The sequence below is a fragment of the Actinomadura sp. 9N407 genome, assembly GCF_044326315.1.
In the GTDB taxonomy this organism is placed as follows: domain Bacteria; phylum Actinomycetota; class Actinomycetes; order Streptosporangiales; family Streptosporangiaceae; genus Spirillospora.
The window spans coordinates 82971-98502 of record NZ_JBIRAW010000013.1 but is presented as its reverse complement, the minus strand read 5'-3'; the positions used below and the strand labels follow the sequence as shown (position 1 = coordinate 98502).

Annotated in this window: 8 protein-coding genes; 4 read left to right on the top strand and 4 right to left on the bottom strand. The window is 72.2% G+C overall.

Annotation, left to right across the window (positions count from 1 at the left end; genetic code table 11):
- Positions 1 to 93: 93 nt before the first annotated feature.
- Both ACH34Q_RS21880 and ACH34Q_RS21875 read right to left on the bottom strand, forming a co-directional pair.
- Positions 94 to 1626, bottom strand: a complete 1533-nt coding sequence (locus ACH34Q_RS21880; protein WP_395984861.1) for a M28 family peptidase — start codon at positions 1624 to 1626, stop codon at positions 94 to 96.
- 225 nt (positions 1627 to 1851) lie between these two features.
- Positions 1852 to 2841: an SDR family NAD(P)-dependent oxidoreductase gene (locus tag ACH34Q_RS21875; RefSeq protein ID WP_395984860.1), complete on the bottom strand. Its 990-nt coding sequence runs from the start codon at positions 2839 to 2841 to the stop codon at positions 1852 to 1854.
- A gap of 121 nt (positions 2842 to 2962) precedes the next feature.
- On the opposite strand from ACH34Q_RS21875, the gene ACH34Q_RS21870 reads away from it, so the two are divergent.
- The 3 genes from ACH34Q_RS21870 (at position 2963) to ACH34Q_RS21860 (ending at position 7973) form a co-directional block, all read left to right on the top strand.
- Positions 2963 to 5752 carry an AAA family ATPase gene (locus ACH34Q_RS21870; RefSeq protein ID WP_395984859.1) on the top strand — a complete coding sequence of 930 codons (2790 nt, stop codon included), beginning with the start codon at positions 2963 to 2965 and terminating at the stop codon, positions 5750 to 5752.
- A 52-nt stretch (positions 5753 to 5804) separates the two neighbouring features.
- Positions 5805 to 6614, top strand: coding sequence for a hypothetical protein (locus ACH34Q_RS21865; protein WP_395984858.1), 810 nt, complete (start codon positions 5805 to 5807; stop codon positions 6612 to 6614).
- A 243-nt stretch (positions 6615 to 6857) separates the two neighbouring features.
- A complete protein-coding gene (locus tag ACH34Q_RS21860) occupies positions 6858 to 7973 on the top strand; it encodes a hypothetical protein (protein ID WP_395984857.1) in 1116 nt (371 codons plus the stop codon).
- A 2-nt stretch (positions 7974 to 7975) separates the two neighbouring features.
- On the opposite strand, the gene ACH34Q_RS21855 is transcribed toward ACH34Q_RS21860, so the two are convergent.
- Both ACH34Q_RS21855 and ACH34Q_RS21850 read right to left on the bottom strand, forming a co-directional pair.
- On the bottom strand, positions 7976 to 8860 hold the full coding sequence (locus tag ACH34Q_RS21855) for a MerR family transcriptional regulator (protein ID WP_395984856.1): 885 nt from the start codon (positions 8858 to 8860) through the stop codon (positions 7976 to 7978).
- A complete protein-coding gene (locus tag ACH34Q_RS21850; protein ID WP_395984855.1) occupies positions 8857 to 9735 on the bottom strand; it encodes a DUF2268 domain-containing protein in 879 nt (292 codons plus the stop codon). The genes ACH34Q_RS21855 and ACH34Q_RS21850 overlap by 4 nt, the downstream gene beginning before the upstream one ends.
- A 244-nt stretch (positions 9736 to 9979) precedes the next feature.
- Here ACH34Q_RS21850 and ACH34Q_RS21845 point away from each other — a divergent pair, with 244 nt between their 5' ends.
- Positions 9980 to 15514 carry a biotin carboxylase N-terminal domain-containing protein gene (locus ACH34Q_RS21845; RefSeq protein ID WP_395984854.1) on the top strand — a complete coding sequence of 1845 codons (5535 nt, stop codon included), beginning with the start codon at positions 9980 to 9982 and terminating at the stop codon, positions 15512 to 15514.
- Positions 15515 to 15532: the final 18 nt, after the last annotated feature.

Genomic DNA, 15532 nt, shown 5'->3' with positions numbered 1-15532 from the left:
TCACCGTGAACGGCGCCTGAGGCACCGCACGCATCGAGGGTGAGCGGCCGGGCCGGCCGCTCACCCTCGGTCACACTGGACGATCACACTGGATCAGCGTGCCGCGTTACCGGCCCTTCCGGTCAGCATCAGCGCGCGGTTGCGGTCGGGGATGGACCTGGTGCTGAACGCGTATCGCGCGGTGGAGTCGGCGATCGCGTCGGCGTTGACGTCCAGCGCCGTCTGGTTGGCGTTGGCGAGGGTGTCGCAGGCCACGTGGTAGCAGACGTCGTACGCGACGCCGGCGGTACCGCCGAACAGGGCGGCCTCGGCGGGCGTCTTGATGCCTTCGGCGCCCGTGAAGATGCCTCCGGACGGGATGCCGATCGCGATGAACGGGCCGTAGTCCGAGCGGCCGTCGAAGTCGGTGCCCACGTGCCCCAGGCCGCGGCCGTCGAAGAACTTCTCCAGCCGGTTCTCGATCTGTGCCGATCCGGGCGGGCCCGCCGGCGAGCCGGTGGCGTCGGAGTCGTCACCGTCGTACAGCTTGAAGGCGTAGTTCGGTGAGGCGACCATGTCGAAGTTCAGATACAGCCGGATCCTGTCGCGCTCGGCCTCGGACAGGGCGGCGACGTACTGGTCGGAGCCGAGCAGCCCGATCTCCTCGGCGGCCCAGAACGCGAACCGCACCTTGTTGCGTACGGGGAACTTGCTCATCTGCAGAGCGGTCTCGAGGATGGCCCCGCTGCCCGAGCCGTTGTCGTTGATTCCCGGCCCTTCGGGCACGCTGTCGAGGTGGGCGCCGACCATCACCACGTTGCCGGGGTTGCCGCCCCGGGACTCTGCGATGACGTTGTGGTTGGTGCCCAGTACCAGGTTGGCGTCGACCTTGAGCCGTACCACCGTGCCGGGGTTGGCGGCCAGTTCGTTGCCGACCGCGAAGCTGGAGAAGACCATCGGGATCCCGGCCCGCCACTCGCCGATGTCGAGCGGGGACGGGTCGGTACGGCCGGGCTGGCCCTCGTTGAAGACGATGATGCCGGTCGCACCGGCCGCCTTGGCGTTCTGCACCTTGTTGACGAACGGGCAGGTACCGCGCTGGATCAGGGCGATGCGGCCGGACACGAAGCCGGCGAAGTCCGCCGCCTCGCAGCCGCTGGTGCTGGTGTTCGGTGCCGGCGCGGGCGGGAGCGTCAGGTCGACGCCCTGGACCTCGGCGGTCACGTCGCCCGGGGGCGAGGGCCGGAAGGTGAAGAAGTCGGTGCCGGGCGTGTAGGTCTTCGGCGTCGGCGACTGCTGCGCCAGCACCGGCGCGGAGTTCTCGCTCCAGTTCTCCACGAAGTTGATCGGCTGCAACTGGACCTTGTAGCCCGCGCGCCGCAGCTTGTTCGCCACGTAGTCGCGGGAGGCGTCATAGCCCGGCGATCCGGCCGCCCGGTTACCGCCGTTGGCGTCGGCGATCGCCTGGAACGCTTTCAGGTGCTTGTTGACGTTCTTGCCGGTGACCCGCTTGACCAGCACGCGGGAGAAGGCCTCGTCCAGCGAGTGGGTGCCGGCCTCGGCCGGTCCGGAAACGGTGAGCGGCGCGAGCATGCCCAGGGCCACTGCCCCGGCCAGTGCCGCGCGCCTGCGAGGGCGGATGCGCATACGACTCCTTTGTCAGTACCCGTGTCAGTACCGAAAGCGCTGCCAGTACCCGAAGCGCCGCCAGTACCCGAAACGCGCACATCCCCCGACACGCGTTTTTAGGAAGGTAACCCCCGCAAACACACCAGCACGTCATCAATGACCACTCACGGCCAATCCCCTCCCGCCCGTCAGTGCCCCGCGATCCGACGGTGCAAGCGGCGCAGCGGTGCGGTGGCCGCGTGATCACAGTTGGGGAATGTTGATCCGGCGGCCCGCGGTGGCGCCGCCGTCGACCATGACGGAGGCACCGGTCATGTAGGCGAATTCGCCGCCGGCCAGTGCCAGCACCGAGGCGGCGATGTCGGCGGCCTCGCCCATCCGGGGCAGCCCGTCGAGGTTGAGCTGGGCGAACGCCTTCTTGGCCAGCTCCCACTCCTGATCACTGAGGTCGGGGAAGCCCCCGCGCACCATGGGGGTGTCGATCGTGCCGGGCTGGATGGCGTTGACCCGGATGTTGTGCTTGCCGTAGTCGAGCGCCGCCGCCTTCACGATCCCCTCCAGGGTCCCCTTGCTGCCGGAGTAGGCCGAGCCGCCGGGACGTGCCATCTCGACTCCGAGCGAGGAGGTCACCACGATCGCGCCGCCGCCGCGTTCGATCAGATGCGGGATCTGGTACTTCATCGCCAGGAAGACCCCGCGGGCGTTGGTGTCCTGCATGTCGTCGTACTCGGCCGCGGTGATCTCGTGCAGCGGCTTGAACCAGTTGACCCCGGCGTTGTTGAAGGCGACGTCCAGCCCGCCGTAGCGCTTGACCGTCCGGTCGACGAAGGCCCTGATCTGCCGCTCGTCCCGGACGTCCGCCCGGATGTAGGCGGCCTCCCCGCCCGCCTTGCGGATGCCGGCCTCGACCTGGCGCCCCAGCTTCTCCCGGCGGCCGCAGAAGGCGACCTTGGCGCCCTCGGCGGCGAACGCGCGGGCCGTGGCCGCGCCGATCCCGGAGGTGGCACCGGTGATGATCACGACCTTGCCCGCGAACCGTTCGGCCCTGGCGGGCGCCGCGTGCGCCGCCTGCCGGCCCGTCGCCGCCGGCGCCGCGACCGCGGCCAGTCCCGCGATCCCCGCTGCCGTGCCGGCCAAAACCAGCCGGCGGCCCAGCCGGGCGGGCTCCCTGCCGTCGGTGCTTCCGGTGCTCTCGGTGCTCTCGGTGCTCTCGGTGCTCTCGGTGCTGGTCATGATGATCCCCTTCTTCGCCGTCGATGTCCGCCGGTCGGACCCAGATCCCACTCTCAGCGGGGGCGGCACGGCCGGTATCTGTCGAAACGACCGGTCGGTGATGCCCGGTTAGGCTGAAGAAGTGATCTTCGGACGGGATTCTGAACGGGAGGCCATCGCCGCACTGCTGACGGACGCGCGGGGAGGCCGCGGTCAGGTCCTGGTACTGCAGGGCGAGCCGGGGATCGGCAAGAGCGCGCTCCTGGACGACGCCGTGGCCCGGGCCACCGACATGACGGTCCTGCGCTGCGGCGGCATGGAGTCGGAGATCGACCTGCCCTACGCGGGACTCCAGCAGCTCCTCGCCCCGGCCGGCGACCGGCTCGGCGATCTGGGCGCGAAGCACGGCACCACCATCGGCGGACTGCGGCCGGTGCCCCGGTCCGCCACGGCCGTCGCCGATCCCGTCATCACCCCGGGCACGGCGGGTCCCGCCGTCCTGGCCGCCTGGCGATCCCTGGCCGCGCAGCGCCCGCTACTGGTCGTGGTGGACGACGCGCACTGGCTGGACGGCGAGTCGGCCCGGGCGATCCTGTTCGCCGCCCGCCGCCTCACCGCCGATCCGGTCGCGGTCCTCATCGCCCGGCGCGACCTCGACCGCACCGACCCCTTCGCCCGGACGGGCCTTCCCGTGCTTCCCCTGGCCGGCCTGGCCACGGCGGACGTCCGCGACCTGCTGGCCGGACAGGGCTGGTCTCCCCCGCGACCGGCCATCGAGAGGCTCACCGAGCACACCGGCGGCAACGCCCTCGCACTGCTGGAACTGGCCGCCACCGGCGACACCGGCGACCTGTCGGCCATGGCCTCGATGGCCAGGACCGTCCCGCTCACCGACCGGCTCCGGGACGCCTTCACCGACCGCCTGCGGACGCTGCCCGAACCCACCCGCAGGGCGCTGGTCGTCGTCGCGGCCGATGACACCGGCCGTCCCGAGACGGTTCTCGCGGCCATGGCCCGGATCGGCCTGACCGCGGACACCCTGTCCGCGGCCGAGACCGCGCGTCTCGTCACCGTCGGCACCATGACCGCGTCCAGGGGCGCGCTGGGATTCCGGCATCCGCTGATGCGGTCGGCGGTGTACCACGACGCGCCGTTCGCCTCCCGGGTCGCCGCGCACGAAGCCCTCGCCGCCGAGCTCGACGACCATGATCCCGCCCGGGCGGCATGGCACCGCGCGCTGGCCGCCACGGGAACCGACGAGCAGCGCGCGGCGGCGCTCGTCCACCACGCCGCGGCACTGCGGAAAGGCGGCGGCCTCGCGGCGAGCTCCGTGGTCCATCAGCGGGTCGCGCAACTCACCCGGATCCCGGCCCGCCGCCGCCACCACCTCGCCACGGCCGCGTACGACGCCTGGAAGGCAGGGGAATCGGCACGCGCCCGCTCGCTGGCCCGGCAAGCGGCGGCGATTCCCGCCGGACCGCCGGCCACGGACGGAACCGGCACCCATGACACCGACGTGGCCCTGGAGCGGCTGCAGGGCTACATCCAGTGGTACGCCGGCGACCAGATGATCGCCGCCGCCCGGCTGGCGGACTCGGTCGACGACACGCACACCGCCGCCCCCGCCGAGACCGCGACCCTCCTCCTCGTCGCCTCCGACGCCGCCTGGCAGGCCGGCGAGATCGCGACCGCACGATCCCTGGCACACCGGCTGGCCGCCCATCCGGCCGCCACCGCCTACCGCCCGCTCGCACACCTGCTGGCGGCCTCGATCGACGACCGCCTCGCTCCAGAGGAGGACCTGGGCGCACGCCTACACGAAGCGATCGACACCGACCTCGGCGACGGCGATCCCCGCCGGGGGCTGTACGCCCTGCTCGTCGCATGTCGCGGCCCCGATCCGACCGCCGCCCGCGACCTCGGCCTGCGGGTGACCGACCGGTTGCGGGCCGATGGAATCTTCGGCCTGCTCACCGTGGCACTGAGCAGGCTCGCCGACATCGAGTTCCAACTGGGCCATTGGGAGGAGGGCGTCGCCCACGCCGAGGAAGGCCTGTGCCACGCCGACGACGCCGAGCACCAGGCCCGCCAGGCCGACATGGCATCACATCTCGCGCGGTTCGCCGCCGTCCGCGCGGACGACCCGGGCCTCCAGGCGTACAGCCACACGGCCCTCACTCTGGCCTGGCGCACCCGCCACCGGCAGGCCGCGGCACGAACCGCCTGGGGGCAGGGGCTCCTGGCCCTGGCCACCGGCGACAACCGCACGGCCTTCGAGCACTTCGCCTCGCTCGCCCGGCCCGGCCCCAGCGCCCATCCCGACACGGCTCGCAAGGCCACCGCCGACCTCGTCGAAGCCGCCCTGCGCAGCGGGCAGACGGAAGCGGCCGAACGGGCCGTGACCGGCATCGCCACCTGGGCCCGCGGCCGGACCTCGCCGTGGGTCGAGGCCCAGGTCCTCCGCTGCCAGGCGCTGCTCGCCGCGCATGGCGAGGACCCCGACGCCGACAAGCTCTACGCGAGGTCCGCGTCAGCCGCCGGCCTGGCACAACTCCCCTTCGAGCAGGCCCGCACCGAGGCCCTCCACGGCGAATGGCTCCGCCGCAACCGCCACCCCACCCAGGCCCGGCAGCACCTCCGCACGGCCGTCACACTGTTCCACCGGCTCGGCGCGTCCCAGTGGACCGAACACGCCCGTACCCAGCGGCGAGCGCTGGGTGGCGCCCCCGACCACCGGCCGGCCGGCCTGACCGGGCGGCTCACCCCGCAAGAGCTACAGGTCGCCCGGCTCGCGGCCCAGGGACTCAGCAACCGCGAGATCGGCACCACCCTGTTCCTCAGCCCGCGCACCGTCGGCTACCACCTGCACAAGATCTTCCCCAAGCTCGGCATCGCCCGCCGCGCCCAGCTGCGCCACCTCGACCTGGGATAGGGGCGACGGCCACAAGGCGTTCCGCGGGCCGATCCGGCGATCGCCTTCCGTCATGGGTCCCTACGCGATGGTGACGCGGGCGTTGCCCTCGGGACACCTCCGGCTGGGCATGACGCTGTTCATGGGAGCCTGGTTCACGCGGGAGATCGTCGACAGCGGGAGGCTGCGGCTGGCGGTCTTCCTCGTCGCGTTCATCGCGGCGTTCCTGTTCATCCGGTTCAGCGTGCGGATGATCCGGCGCGGGGCACGCTGGTGGCCGGGAAATGTCACGCCGGGCGGCCACCACATCCACCATGTGGTGTTCGGGCTGGTGTTCATGTGCGTGGGCGGGATAGGCGGCCTGACGGTGATCGACGGTACGTCGGCCGTGGCCGGGGTGCTGGCGGGCGTGTTCGGAGCCGGAACGGCCCTGGTCCTGGACGAGTTCGCCCTCGTCCTCCACCTGGAAGACGTCTACTGGTCCGAGCAGGGGCGGCTGTCGGTCGAGGTCGTCTTCATCGCCATCGCCCTGTGCGGCCTGGCGCTGCTGGGGCTGCACCCGCTCGGCATCGGCGACGACAGGGGCGAGGAGGGCACGGTCTGGGTGGTCGCGCTGACGCTGCTGTTCAACCTGGCGGTCACTCTGGTCGCGCTGGCGAAGGGCAAGCTCTGGACCGGCCTGATCGGCCTGTTCATCGGCGTCGTGGCCATGGCCGGCGCGATTCGGCTGGCCCGTCCCGGATCCCCCTGGGCCCGCCGCCGGTACGGCGACCGCAAACTCGCCCGCGCCACCGCGCGCGATGACCGGCTGCGCCGCCCCGTCCAGCGCTTCGGCACCGCCGTCGCCGACCTGATCGCGGGCCGCCCCTCGACCGGCGGGTGACGTCGCCGGCCGTACGACGCGGGAGACGAGGCACGACCGCCACGTGTCGCCGCACCCCAGCGGCGCCACCTCGAGCCGGTATCGGATGGCAGCGCGTGCCACCTCCCTGTCGCGGGTGCCGGACTCCTTCGTTTGTGCCGAAGGGGCGAGTTTGTGCCGAAGAGAGCGAGTTCGTGCCGGACGTGGCGAGTTTGTGCAGGACGTGACAAGAAGCCTCGATAGCGCCAGTACATACTGGCATCCATGTTCCGACTCAAGATCTCCAGCGCGCTGGCCGCCGGTGTCCTCGCCGCCGCCGGGCTCGCCTCCCCCGCCGCCGCGGCGCCCGCGCTGCTCGGTACGCCCGGCGACTTCAAGCAGGTGTCGCTGCCCTTCTTCTGGCCGAGCAACGACCTCTACGACGTCGCGGCGGCGTCCGCCGACAGCGTCTGGATCGCCGGCCACCAGGGCGAGTTGATCGTCCCGGGCCCCATCCCCGGCACCGGGCGCACGATCCCCGGCAACCCGGTCGTTCGGCGCTGGACGAACGGCGGCTGGAGGGAGTACGACCTCGGCGGCATCCCGAATCGCGCCACGATCAACAACGTCGAGGCCGTCGGTCCCGAGGACGTGTGGATCTCCGGGAGCAGGTACGCCGCCGACAACTCGACCGATCCCTACATCGGGCGTTTCACCGGCTCGGCGTTCACGGAGGTGGCGCTGCCGCCGGGCACGAACGCCGCGCATCTGCAGGCCGACGCGTCGGGCGTGTGGCTGTCGACCACCGAGGACGTCTACCGCTGGACGAACGGGGCCTGGGCGCATCTCACCACGCTCCCGACAGTGAAGTGGCAGCACAATCTGCACGTGCGGTCGGCCGATGACATCTGGTTTTTCGGCGAGGTCGCCGAGTACTCCGAAACCGTCGAGGCGTTCCACTGGGACGGCACGTCCTGGAAGCAGGTCCAGGTGGAGCAGTCCCCCCGGTTGGGGACGATCACCGACGTGCTGGCGCTGCCGTCCGGCGAGGCCTGGGCGGTCGGCGTCGACTGGGTCACCAGCGGGGGCAAGCCGACCCTGCTGCGCTGGGACGGAACGGCGTGGAAGCGCGTCGCCGTACCGGCCGGGCTCAACTCGCTCAGCCGTATCGTGCGCGGGCCGGACGGGACCCTGTGGGCCAGCGGCCACGCCACGGATCCGCCCTCCGCGCCCGGCCTGATCCGCTACCGCGGCGGCGCCTGGGAGCGCGTGCCGACGCCGGCCGTCCCGTTCCGGAGCAACATCCTCGTGAAGGCCCTGGCCGTCGATCCCGTCTCCGGCGCGCTCTGGACGCTGGGCACGACCAACATCGGCGGCCCGGTCCTGCTCTCGGACCGCTGACATCACTCCCAGGTCGCGGACTCCGGGTCGACACCGTGGGACTCGGAGTTCGCGAAGATGACGTCGCGCAGCCAGACGGCCAGGCCCGGCGCGATCGCGTCGAAGCTCTGGACGTACGCGGGATCGCCGGCGTACATCCGGCCGATGCACGCGTGCATCGAGTGCGTGCAGTCGAAGTACCGCGAGATCGACGCGCGGTGCCTTTCCGCGAGGGCGTTCGCCTCGACGGAGCCGGGTACGACGCCGGCGCGCATCGCGGTGGCGAGGTCGGCGTGCAGGGCGTGGGTCGCCGCCGCGACCTCCTTCCAGTCCTCCGGCGTCATCCCGGCCGCCCGCTCCGCGTACTGGGCCCACTGCGCGCTGTCGCCCCAGCGCTCCTCGGCCTCCTCGACCCAGGCGGGCCGCCAGTCGGTACCGAAGATCTCGATCTGCTCTTCCGGCGTCAGCCGGATCCCGGGCTTGGACGCCTCCATCATGCGATCGACCGCGTGCACCATCTTCTCCAGGCGGGAGATCCGTTCCACGAGCTGGGACCGCTGCCGGCGCAGGTGGTCGCGCGCGTCGGCACCGGGGTCGTCGAGGATCCGGCCGACCTCGGCGAGCGGCAGCCCGAGCTCCCGGTAGACCAGGACCCGGTGGATCCGGGCGACGTCGTCGCCCGAGTACACCCGGTATCCGGCCCAGGTACGCCCGCTCGGGCGGACGAGGCCGATCGCGTCCCAGTGGTGCAGCGCCTTCACGCTGACCCCGGCGAGCGCGGCCACCCGGCCGACGGTGAGGCCCTCGTCGGCGAGGGCCGGGCGCTGCTCGTGGGCGTCACCGGTCATCGGCTCAGTGTCGCGCACCTCGCCGGGCCGTACCGCCGCGGCCTCGGCGGTACGGGTCACGCGCTGGTCGGTACGCCCGCGTTCGTGAGGATGTCGCGGGCCGGCAGCGCGACGCTCTGGGCGGCGGTCAGGCCGGAGGCCGCCAGGTGGGCGTCCGCGATCCGCAGCCCGACCGCGTACCCGGAGAAGTCCGGCAGCCCCACGGGTCGCAGCCCCATGGCCCGCGTGGTCCTGTCGCCGTACACGTACGCGGGCAGGTTCGGCATCCCGGCCACGTCGATCCCGGCCGTGACCTTCTCGTAGGCGTCGTCCAGTTCCGCGCCGGACAGCGCCGTCGCCCAGGGCCCCATGGCCTGCTCGCCCGCCAGTTCCCGTACGAACGCCTCGGCCATCCCTTCCGCCACGACCTGCTCACCGACCGTGACCGCCGCCGGGTCCCAGACCACATTGGCGTAGCGCACGTTGTGGTGGAGCTCGTGCGCGGCGGCGTGGCCGATCTTCGCCAGGCTGGTCTCGGTGGGCCACATCGTCAGCTGGATCGCCCCCGGGATGCCGCCCATGCCGGTGTAGCCGGCGACGCCCGCCAGGAGTTCGTCGTCAGGGTCGCCGAGCACCAGGACGACATGGACGGTCTCGGCGCTCTTGATCCCGGGTACCGCACCGCTCAGGCGCTCCCATGCCGTTGCGAGGGAGCTCTCGACCTGCTCCCACACCCCCGCGTCGCGCATCTGCGCCAGGGCCGTCAGGTAGCGCGGGTCCTCCTGATCGATCCGGAAGCCGCTGCCCATCTCGTGCATCTGGACCATGTCCCCCACCACGGACATCACGTCCTGCAGAGGGCTGAGCAACTCCCGCAGGGCGTCGGGCCGTTCCTCCAGCGGGCGGCGGAGGAGGTCGAGCATGGCGGACGCCGTGTCATGAACGATGATCTTCATGCTCCGGACCGTAGGACCTCCTGTTACAGGAGGGACAAGTTCCAGAGGGACAAGCCACAGAGGGAACGAACCGTCCACCGCACCAGGGCTCTTTGTAGGTTCCCCACAAGGTCGCGGCTCCACCCTGTGCGATGCGGGACATTGGTGTAGAAGGCGGTAATCCAGCAGGGTGTAGGCAGGTGCAGGCGACGCTCCGGACCCGGACGTCGCCTTCTGCGCTTGAGTACATGGGGAGGCTCAGCCGGTGTTCAGTCGTGTCGCCATCGTCAACCGTGGAGAGGCCGCGATGCGGCTCATCCACGCTGTCCGGGACCTTTCGGCCGAAACCGGGACGCGGATCGAGACGGTCGCCCTCTACACCGACGCCGACCGCAACGCGACCTTCGTCCGTGAAGCGGACGTCGCGTACCTGCTGGGCCCCGCCTCGGCCCGCCCGTACCTCGACCACGCCGTACTGGAGCGGGCCCTGGTGGAGACCAGGGCCGACGCCGCGTGGGTCGGCTGGGGGTTCGTCGCCGAGGACCCGGCGTTCGCCGAGCTGTGCGAGAAGATCGGCGTCACCTTCGTCGGGCCGAGCGCCGAGGCGATGCGCAGGCTGGGCGACAAGATCGGCGCCAAGCTGATCGCCGAGGAGGTCGGCGTCCCGGTGGCGCCGTGGAGCCGCGGCGAGGTCGCCACCCTCGAGGACGCGCTGCGCGCCGGCGACGCGATCGGCTACCCGCTGATGCTCAAGGCGACCGCGGGCGGCGGCGGGCGCGGGATCCGGATGGTCGCCTCGGGCGAGGACCTGGCCGACGCGTACGAGCGCACCAGCCAGGAGGCGCTGCGCGCGTTCGGCTCCGGCGTGGTCTTCCTGGAGCGCCTGGTCACCGGCGCCCGGCATGTCGAGGTCCAGGTCATCGCGGACGGGCAGGGCACCGCGTGGGCGCTGGGTGTACGGGACTGCTCGGTGCAGCGGCGCAACCAGAAGATCATCGAGGAGTCCGCCTCGCCGGTCCTCTCGCCCGCGCAGACCGCCGAGCTGAAGGCGTCGGCCGAACGGCTCGCCGTGGCCGTCGACTACCGCGGCGCCTGCACGGTCGAGTTCCTGTACCACCCCGGCGAGAAGCTGTTCGCGTTCCTCGAGGTCAACACCCGGCTGCAGGTCGAGCACCCGATCACCGAGATCACCACCGGTACCGACCTGGTCCGGCTGCAGCTGCACGTGGCGAACGGCGGGAAGCTGGAAGGCGCCCAGCCGGACGAGGCGGGCCACGCGATCGAGGCGCGGCTCAACGCCGAGGACCCCGACCGCGACTTCGCGCCCGCCCCCGGACGCATCGCGCGCCTGGTGCTGCCCACCGGGCCCGGCATCCGGGTGGACACCGGCGTCCGCGAGGGCGACCGGATCCCGGCCGACTTCGACTCGATGATCGCGAAGATCATCGCCTATGGCGGCGACCGCGACCAGGCACTGGGCCGGCTGCGCCGCGCGATGGCCGAGACCACGGTGATCATCGAGGGCGGCGCCACCAACAAGGGCTTCGTGCTCGACCTGCTCGGCCAGCCCGAGGTGATCGACGCGAGCGCCGACACCGGCTGGATCGACCGGGTCCGCGCCGAAGGCCGGCTGGTCGACCACCGGCACTCCGCGATCGCCCTGGCGGCGGCCGCGATCGAGGCGTACCAGGACGAGGAAGAGATCAGCATCCAGCGGCTGCTGACCGCCGCGCACGGCGGGCGCCCGCAGGTCCAGCACGACCCGGGCCGTCCGCTGGACCTCAAGCTCCGCGGCGTCGGCTACCGGGTACGCGTGGCCCGGGCCGGGCACGGCCGGTTCCGCGTGGCCGTCGGCGTCTCTGGTGGCGGCGGTGGCGGGGCGCTGCATGAGGCGGACGTGGAGGTGGAGCGGTACGACGAGCACGCCGGCCAGATCGTGGTCAACGGCCGCCGGTTCCGGCTGATGTCGGCCACCCACGGGACGATCCACCTGGTCGAGGTCGACGGGGTCACGCACCGGATCAGCCGCGACGAGGGCGGTGTCGTCCGTTCTCCCGCGCCCGCGCTGGTGGTCGCGACGCCGCTGGCGGTCGGCGACGAGGTCGAGGCGGGCGCGCCGATCCTGGTGCTGGAGAGCATGAAGATGGAGACGGTGCTGCGCGCGCCGTTCCGTGCCCGTGTCCGCGAGTGCCCGGTGTCGGTGGGCGGCCAGGTCGAGACCGGCGCGCCGGTGATGCGGCTGGAGCCGCTGGCCGACGAGGGCGCCGAGGAGGCGGACCAGTCCGCCGGGGCCGTCGAGATCGAACTGCCCGCCGAGCCCGCCGCGGCGTCCGCGGCCGAGCGCGTCGAGCGCGGCCTGCAGGACCTGCGCGGCCTGCTGCTCGGCTACGACACCGACCCGCACGACCGCGAGCGGGTGCTGAAGCCCTACCTGGCCGCGCGCGCCGAGCTCGGCGGACGGCCACTGGAGGGCGAGCTGGACCTGCTCACCGTGTTCGCCGACCTGTCCGACCTGAGCCACAACAGGCCGGGCGGTGAGCTCGACGTCGAGCCGGGCAGCCCGGTGCACAGCCCGCGCGAGTCGTTCCACAGCTACCTGCAGAGCCTGGACGTCGAGCGCGCCGGCGTCACCGAGGACTTCCAGGCCAAGCTCACCAAGGTCCTGTCGCACTACGGCGTCACGGACCTCGACCGTACGCCGGAGCTGGAGGCGGCGGTCTTCCGGATCTTCCTGGCCCAGCAGCGGATGGGGACCCACGCGGCGGTCCTGTCGGAGCTGCTGCGCCAGTGGCTGGCCGGCGCGCCGCCGTTCGAGTCGTTCAGCGAGCGGGCGGGGCTCACCCTGGAGCACCTGGTCGAGGCCACGCAGGTGCGCTTCTCCACGGTGTCGGACCTGGCCCGCGGCGTGGTGTTCCGCTGGTTCACCCAGCCGCTGCTGCGCCGCAACCGCGCCCGGGTCTACACCTCTGTACGCGACGGGCTGCGCTACCTGGACCGCGTCCCGGACGCGCCGGACCGCGCCGAGCGGATCCAGGCCATGGTGGCCTGCTCCGAGCCGCTCGTCCGGCTGATCGGCCAGCGGATGCGCCGTCCCGGGCGGGACCACGCGCCGCTGCTGGAGGTCCTGACCCGCCGCTACTACGGCAACCGCGGGCTGTGCGAGGTCACCACGCGGGAGGCCGCGGGCTGCCGGTTCGTCACCGCCGAGCACACCGGTTCGGCCGGCGTGCTCCGCGTGGTCACCACCGCCGTCGACATCGCCGCCCTGCCCGACGCCATCGGCGCCGTCGGCGCGTTCGCCACCGGCGGCTCCGAGCACGGGCTGGTCGCCGACCTCTACGTCACGTGGGAGGACCAGCCGGACGCCGACGCGATGGCGGTACGGCTCGGAGAGCTCCTCGCCGAGCACCCGCGCCCCGCCGGCGTACGCCGGATCACCACCACGGTCGCCGGCACCAGCGGCGCCGTGATGCACCACCACTTCACGTTCCGTCCCGAGGGCCGTCCCGAGGGCCGCCCCGAGGACGGGCCCGAGGGCGCGGGCTACGTCGAGGACCGGCTGATCCGCGGCCTGCACCCGCAGATGGCGCGGCGCCTGCAGCTGCAGCGGCTGCGCGAGTTCGACCTCACCCGGCTGCCGTCCTCCGACGAGGAGATCTACCTCTACAAGGCGGTGGCGCGCAGCAACCCGGCCGACGAGCGGCTCGTCGCGATGGGCCAGGTCCGCGACCTGACGCCGCTGCGCGAAGCCGACGGGAGCCTGGTCGCGCTGCCGGCGGTCGAGGACGTGCTGACCGGGTGCCTCGACGCGATCCGCAACATCCAGGCGCAGCGGCCCCAGAACAAGCGGTTCGACACCAACCGGATCCTGATGTACCTCTGGCCGTCGACCGAGCTGTCCACCGACGATCTCGAGACGCTGATGCAGCGCATCCTGCCGGCCACCGCGGGCGCCGGGCTGGAGGAGGTCCAGTTCGTGGCCCGCCAGCGGACCGCCACCGGCGAGCTGACCGAGATCGCCGTACGGATCACCCTCGATCCCGGCCACGGCGCGCGCCTGCACGTCGGCGAGCCGTCCACCGAACCGGTCCAGCCGCTGGACGACTACCGCCAGAAGGTGCTGCGGGCGGCCCGGCGCGGCAACGTCTACCCGTACGAGCTGACCCGCCTGCTCGCCGGGCCGGAGGGCGGCTTCGTCGAGCACGACCTCGACGACAAGGGCGCACTCGTACCGGTGGACCGGCCGAGGGGCAAGAACACCGCGGCGATCGTCGCGGGCGTCGTCACCACGCCGACCGAGCGGAACCCCGAAGGCGTCACCCGCGTGGTGCTGCTCGGCGACCCGACCAAGGCGCTGGGCGCGCTGTCGGAGCCCGAGTGCTCGCGGGTGATCGCCGCGCTCGACCTCGCCGAGCGGATGCGGGTCCCGCTGGAGTGGTTCGCGCTGTCGGCGGGCGCGCGGATCTCGATGACCTCGGGCACCGAGAACATGGACTGGGTCGCGGCGGCGCTCAAGCGCATCGTCACGTTCACCCAGGGCGGCGGCGAGATCAACATCGTGGTCGCGGGGATCAACGTCGGCGCCCAGCCGTACTGGAACGCCGAGGCGACGATGCTCATGCACACCAAGGGCATCCTGGTGATGACGCCGGACTCGGCGATGGTGCTCACCGGCAAGCAGTCGCTGGACTTCTCCGGCGGCGTGTCGGCCGAGGACAACTTCGGCATCGGCGGCTACGACCGCGTGATGGGCCCGAACGGCCAGGCGCAGTACTGGGCGCCCAGCCTGCCGGCCGCCCGCGACGTGCTGATGGCGCACTACGACCACACCTACGTCGTGCCCGGCGAGACGGCGCCGCGGAAGGCGGACACGAACGACCCGTTCCACCGCGACGTCTCCGCGTTCCCGCACGCGATCGCCGACAGCGACTTCGCCACCGTCGGCGAGATCTTCTCCGCCGAGCACAACCCGGACCGCAAGAAGCCGTTCGACATCCGGACGGTGATGCGCGCCCTGTCCGACCAGGACCACCCGGTGCTGGAACGCTGGGCGGGCATGTCCGACGCGGAGACGTCCGCCGTACAGGACGTGCACATCGGCGGCCGTCCGGTCTGCCTGATCGGCATCGAGTCGCGGTCGGTGCCGCGGCGCGGCTTCCCGCCCACCGACGGCCCCGACACCTACACCGCGGGCACGCTGTTCCCGCGGTCGTCGAAGAAGACCGCACGGGCGATCAACGCGGCGTCCGGCAACCGGCCGCTGGTCGTGCTGGCGAACCTGTCCGGGTTCGACGGCTCCCCGGAGTCGATGCGCAAGCTGCAGCTGGAGTACGGCGCGGAGATCGGCCGGGCGATCGTCAACTTCGACGGCCCGATCGTGTTCTGCGTGATCTCCCGCTACCACGGCGGCGCGTTCGTGGTGTTCTCCAAGGCGCTCAACCCGGCCATGACCGTCCTGGCGCTGGAGGGCTCGTTCGCCTCGGTGCTCGGCGGCGCCCCGGCGGCGGCCGTGGTGTTCTCCGGCGAGGTGAACAACCGGACCAAGACCGACCCCCGGGTGACCGAGCTGCAGGCCCAGGTCTCCGAGGCCGGCGGCGTCGAGCGGGCCGCGCTCAACGCCCGGCTCGCCGAGATCCAGTCGTCGGTACGGGCGGAGAAGCTGGGCGAGGTCGCCGCGGAGTTCGACCGGGTGCACAGCATCCAGCGTGCGGTCGAGGTCGGCTCGGTGGACGCGATCATCAGCGCCGCCGAACTGCGGCCGCGGATCATCGAGGCCATCGAGCACGGCCTGAAGCGCTGACCCGTCCAGGCTGACAAG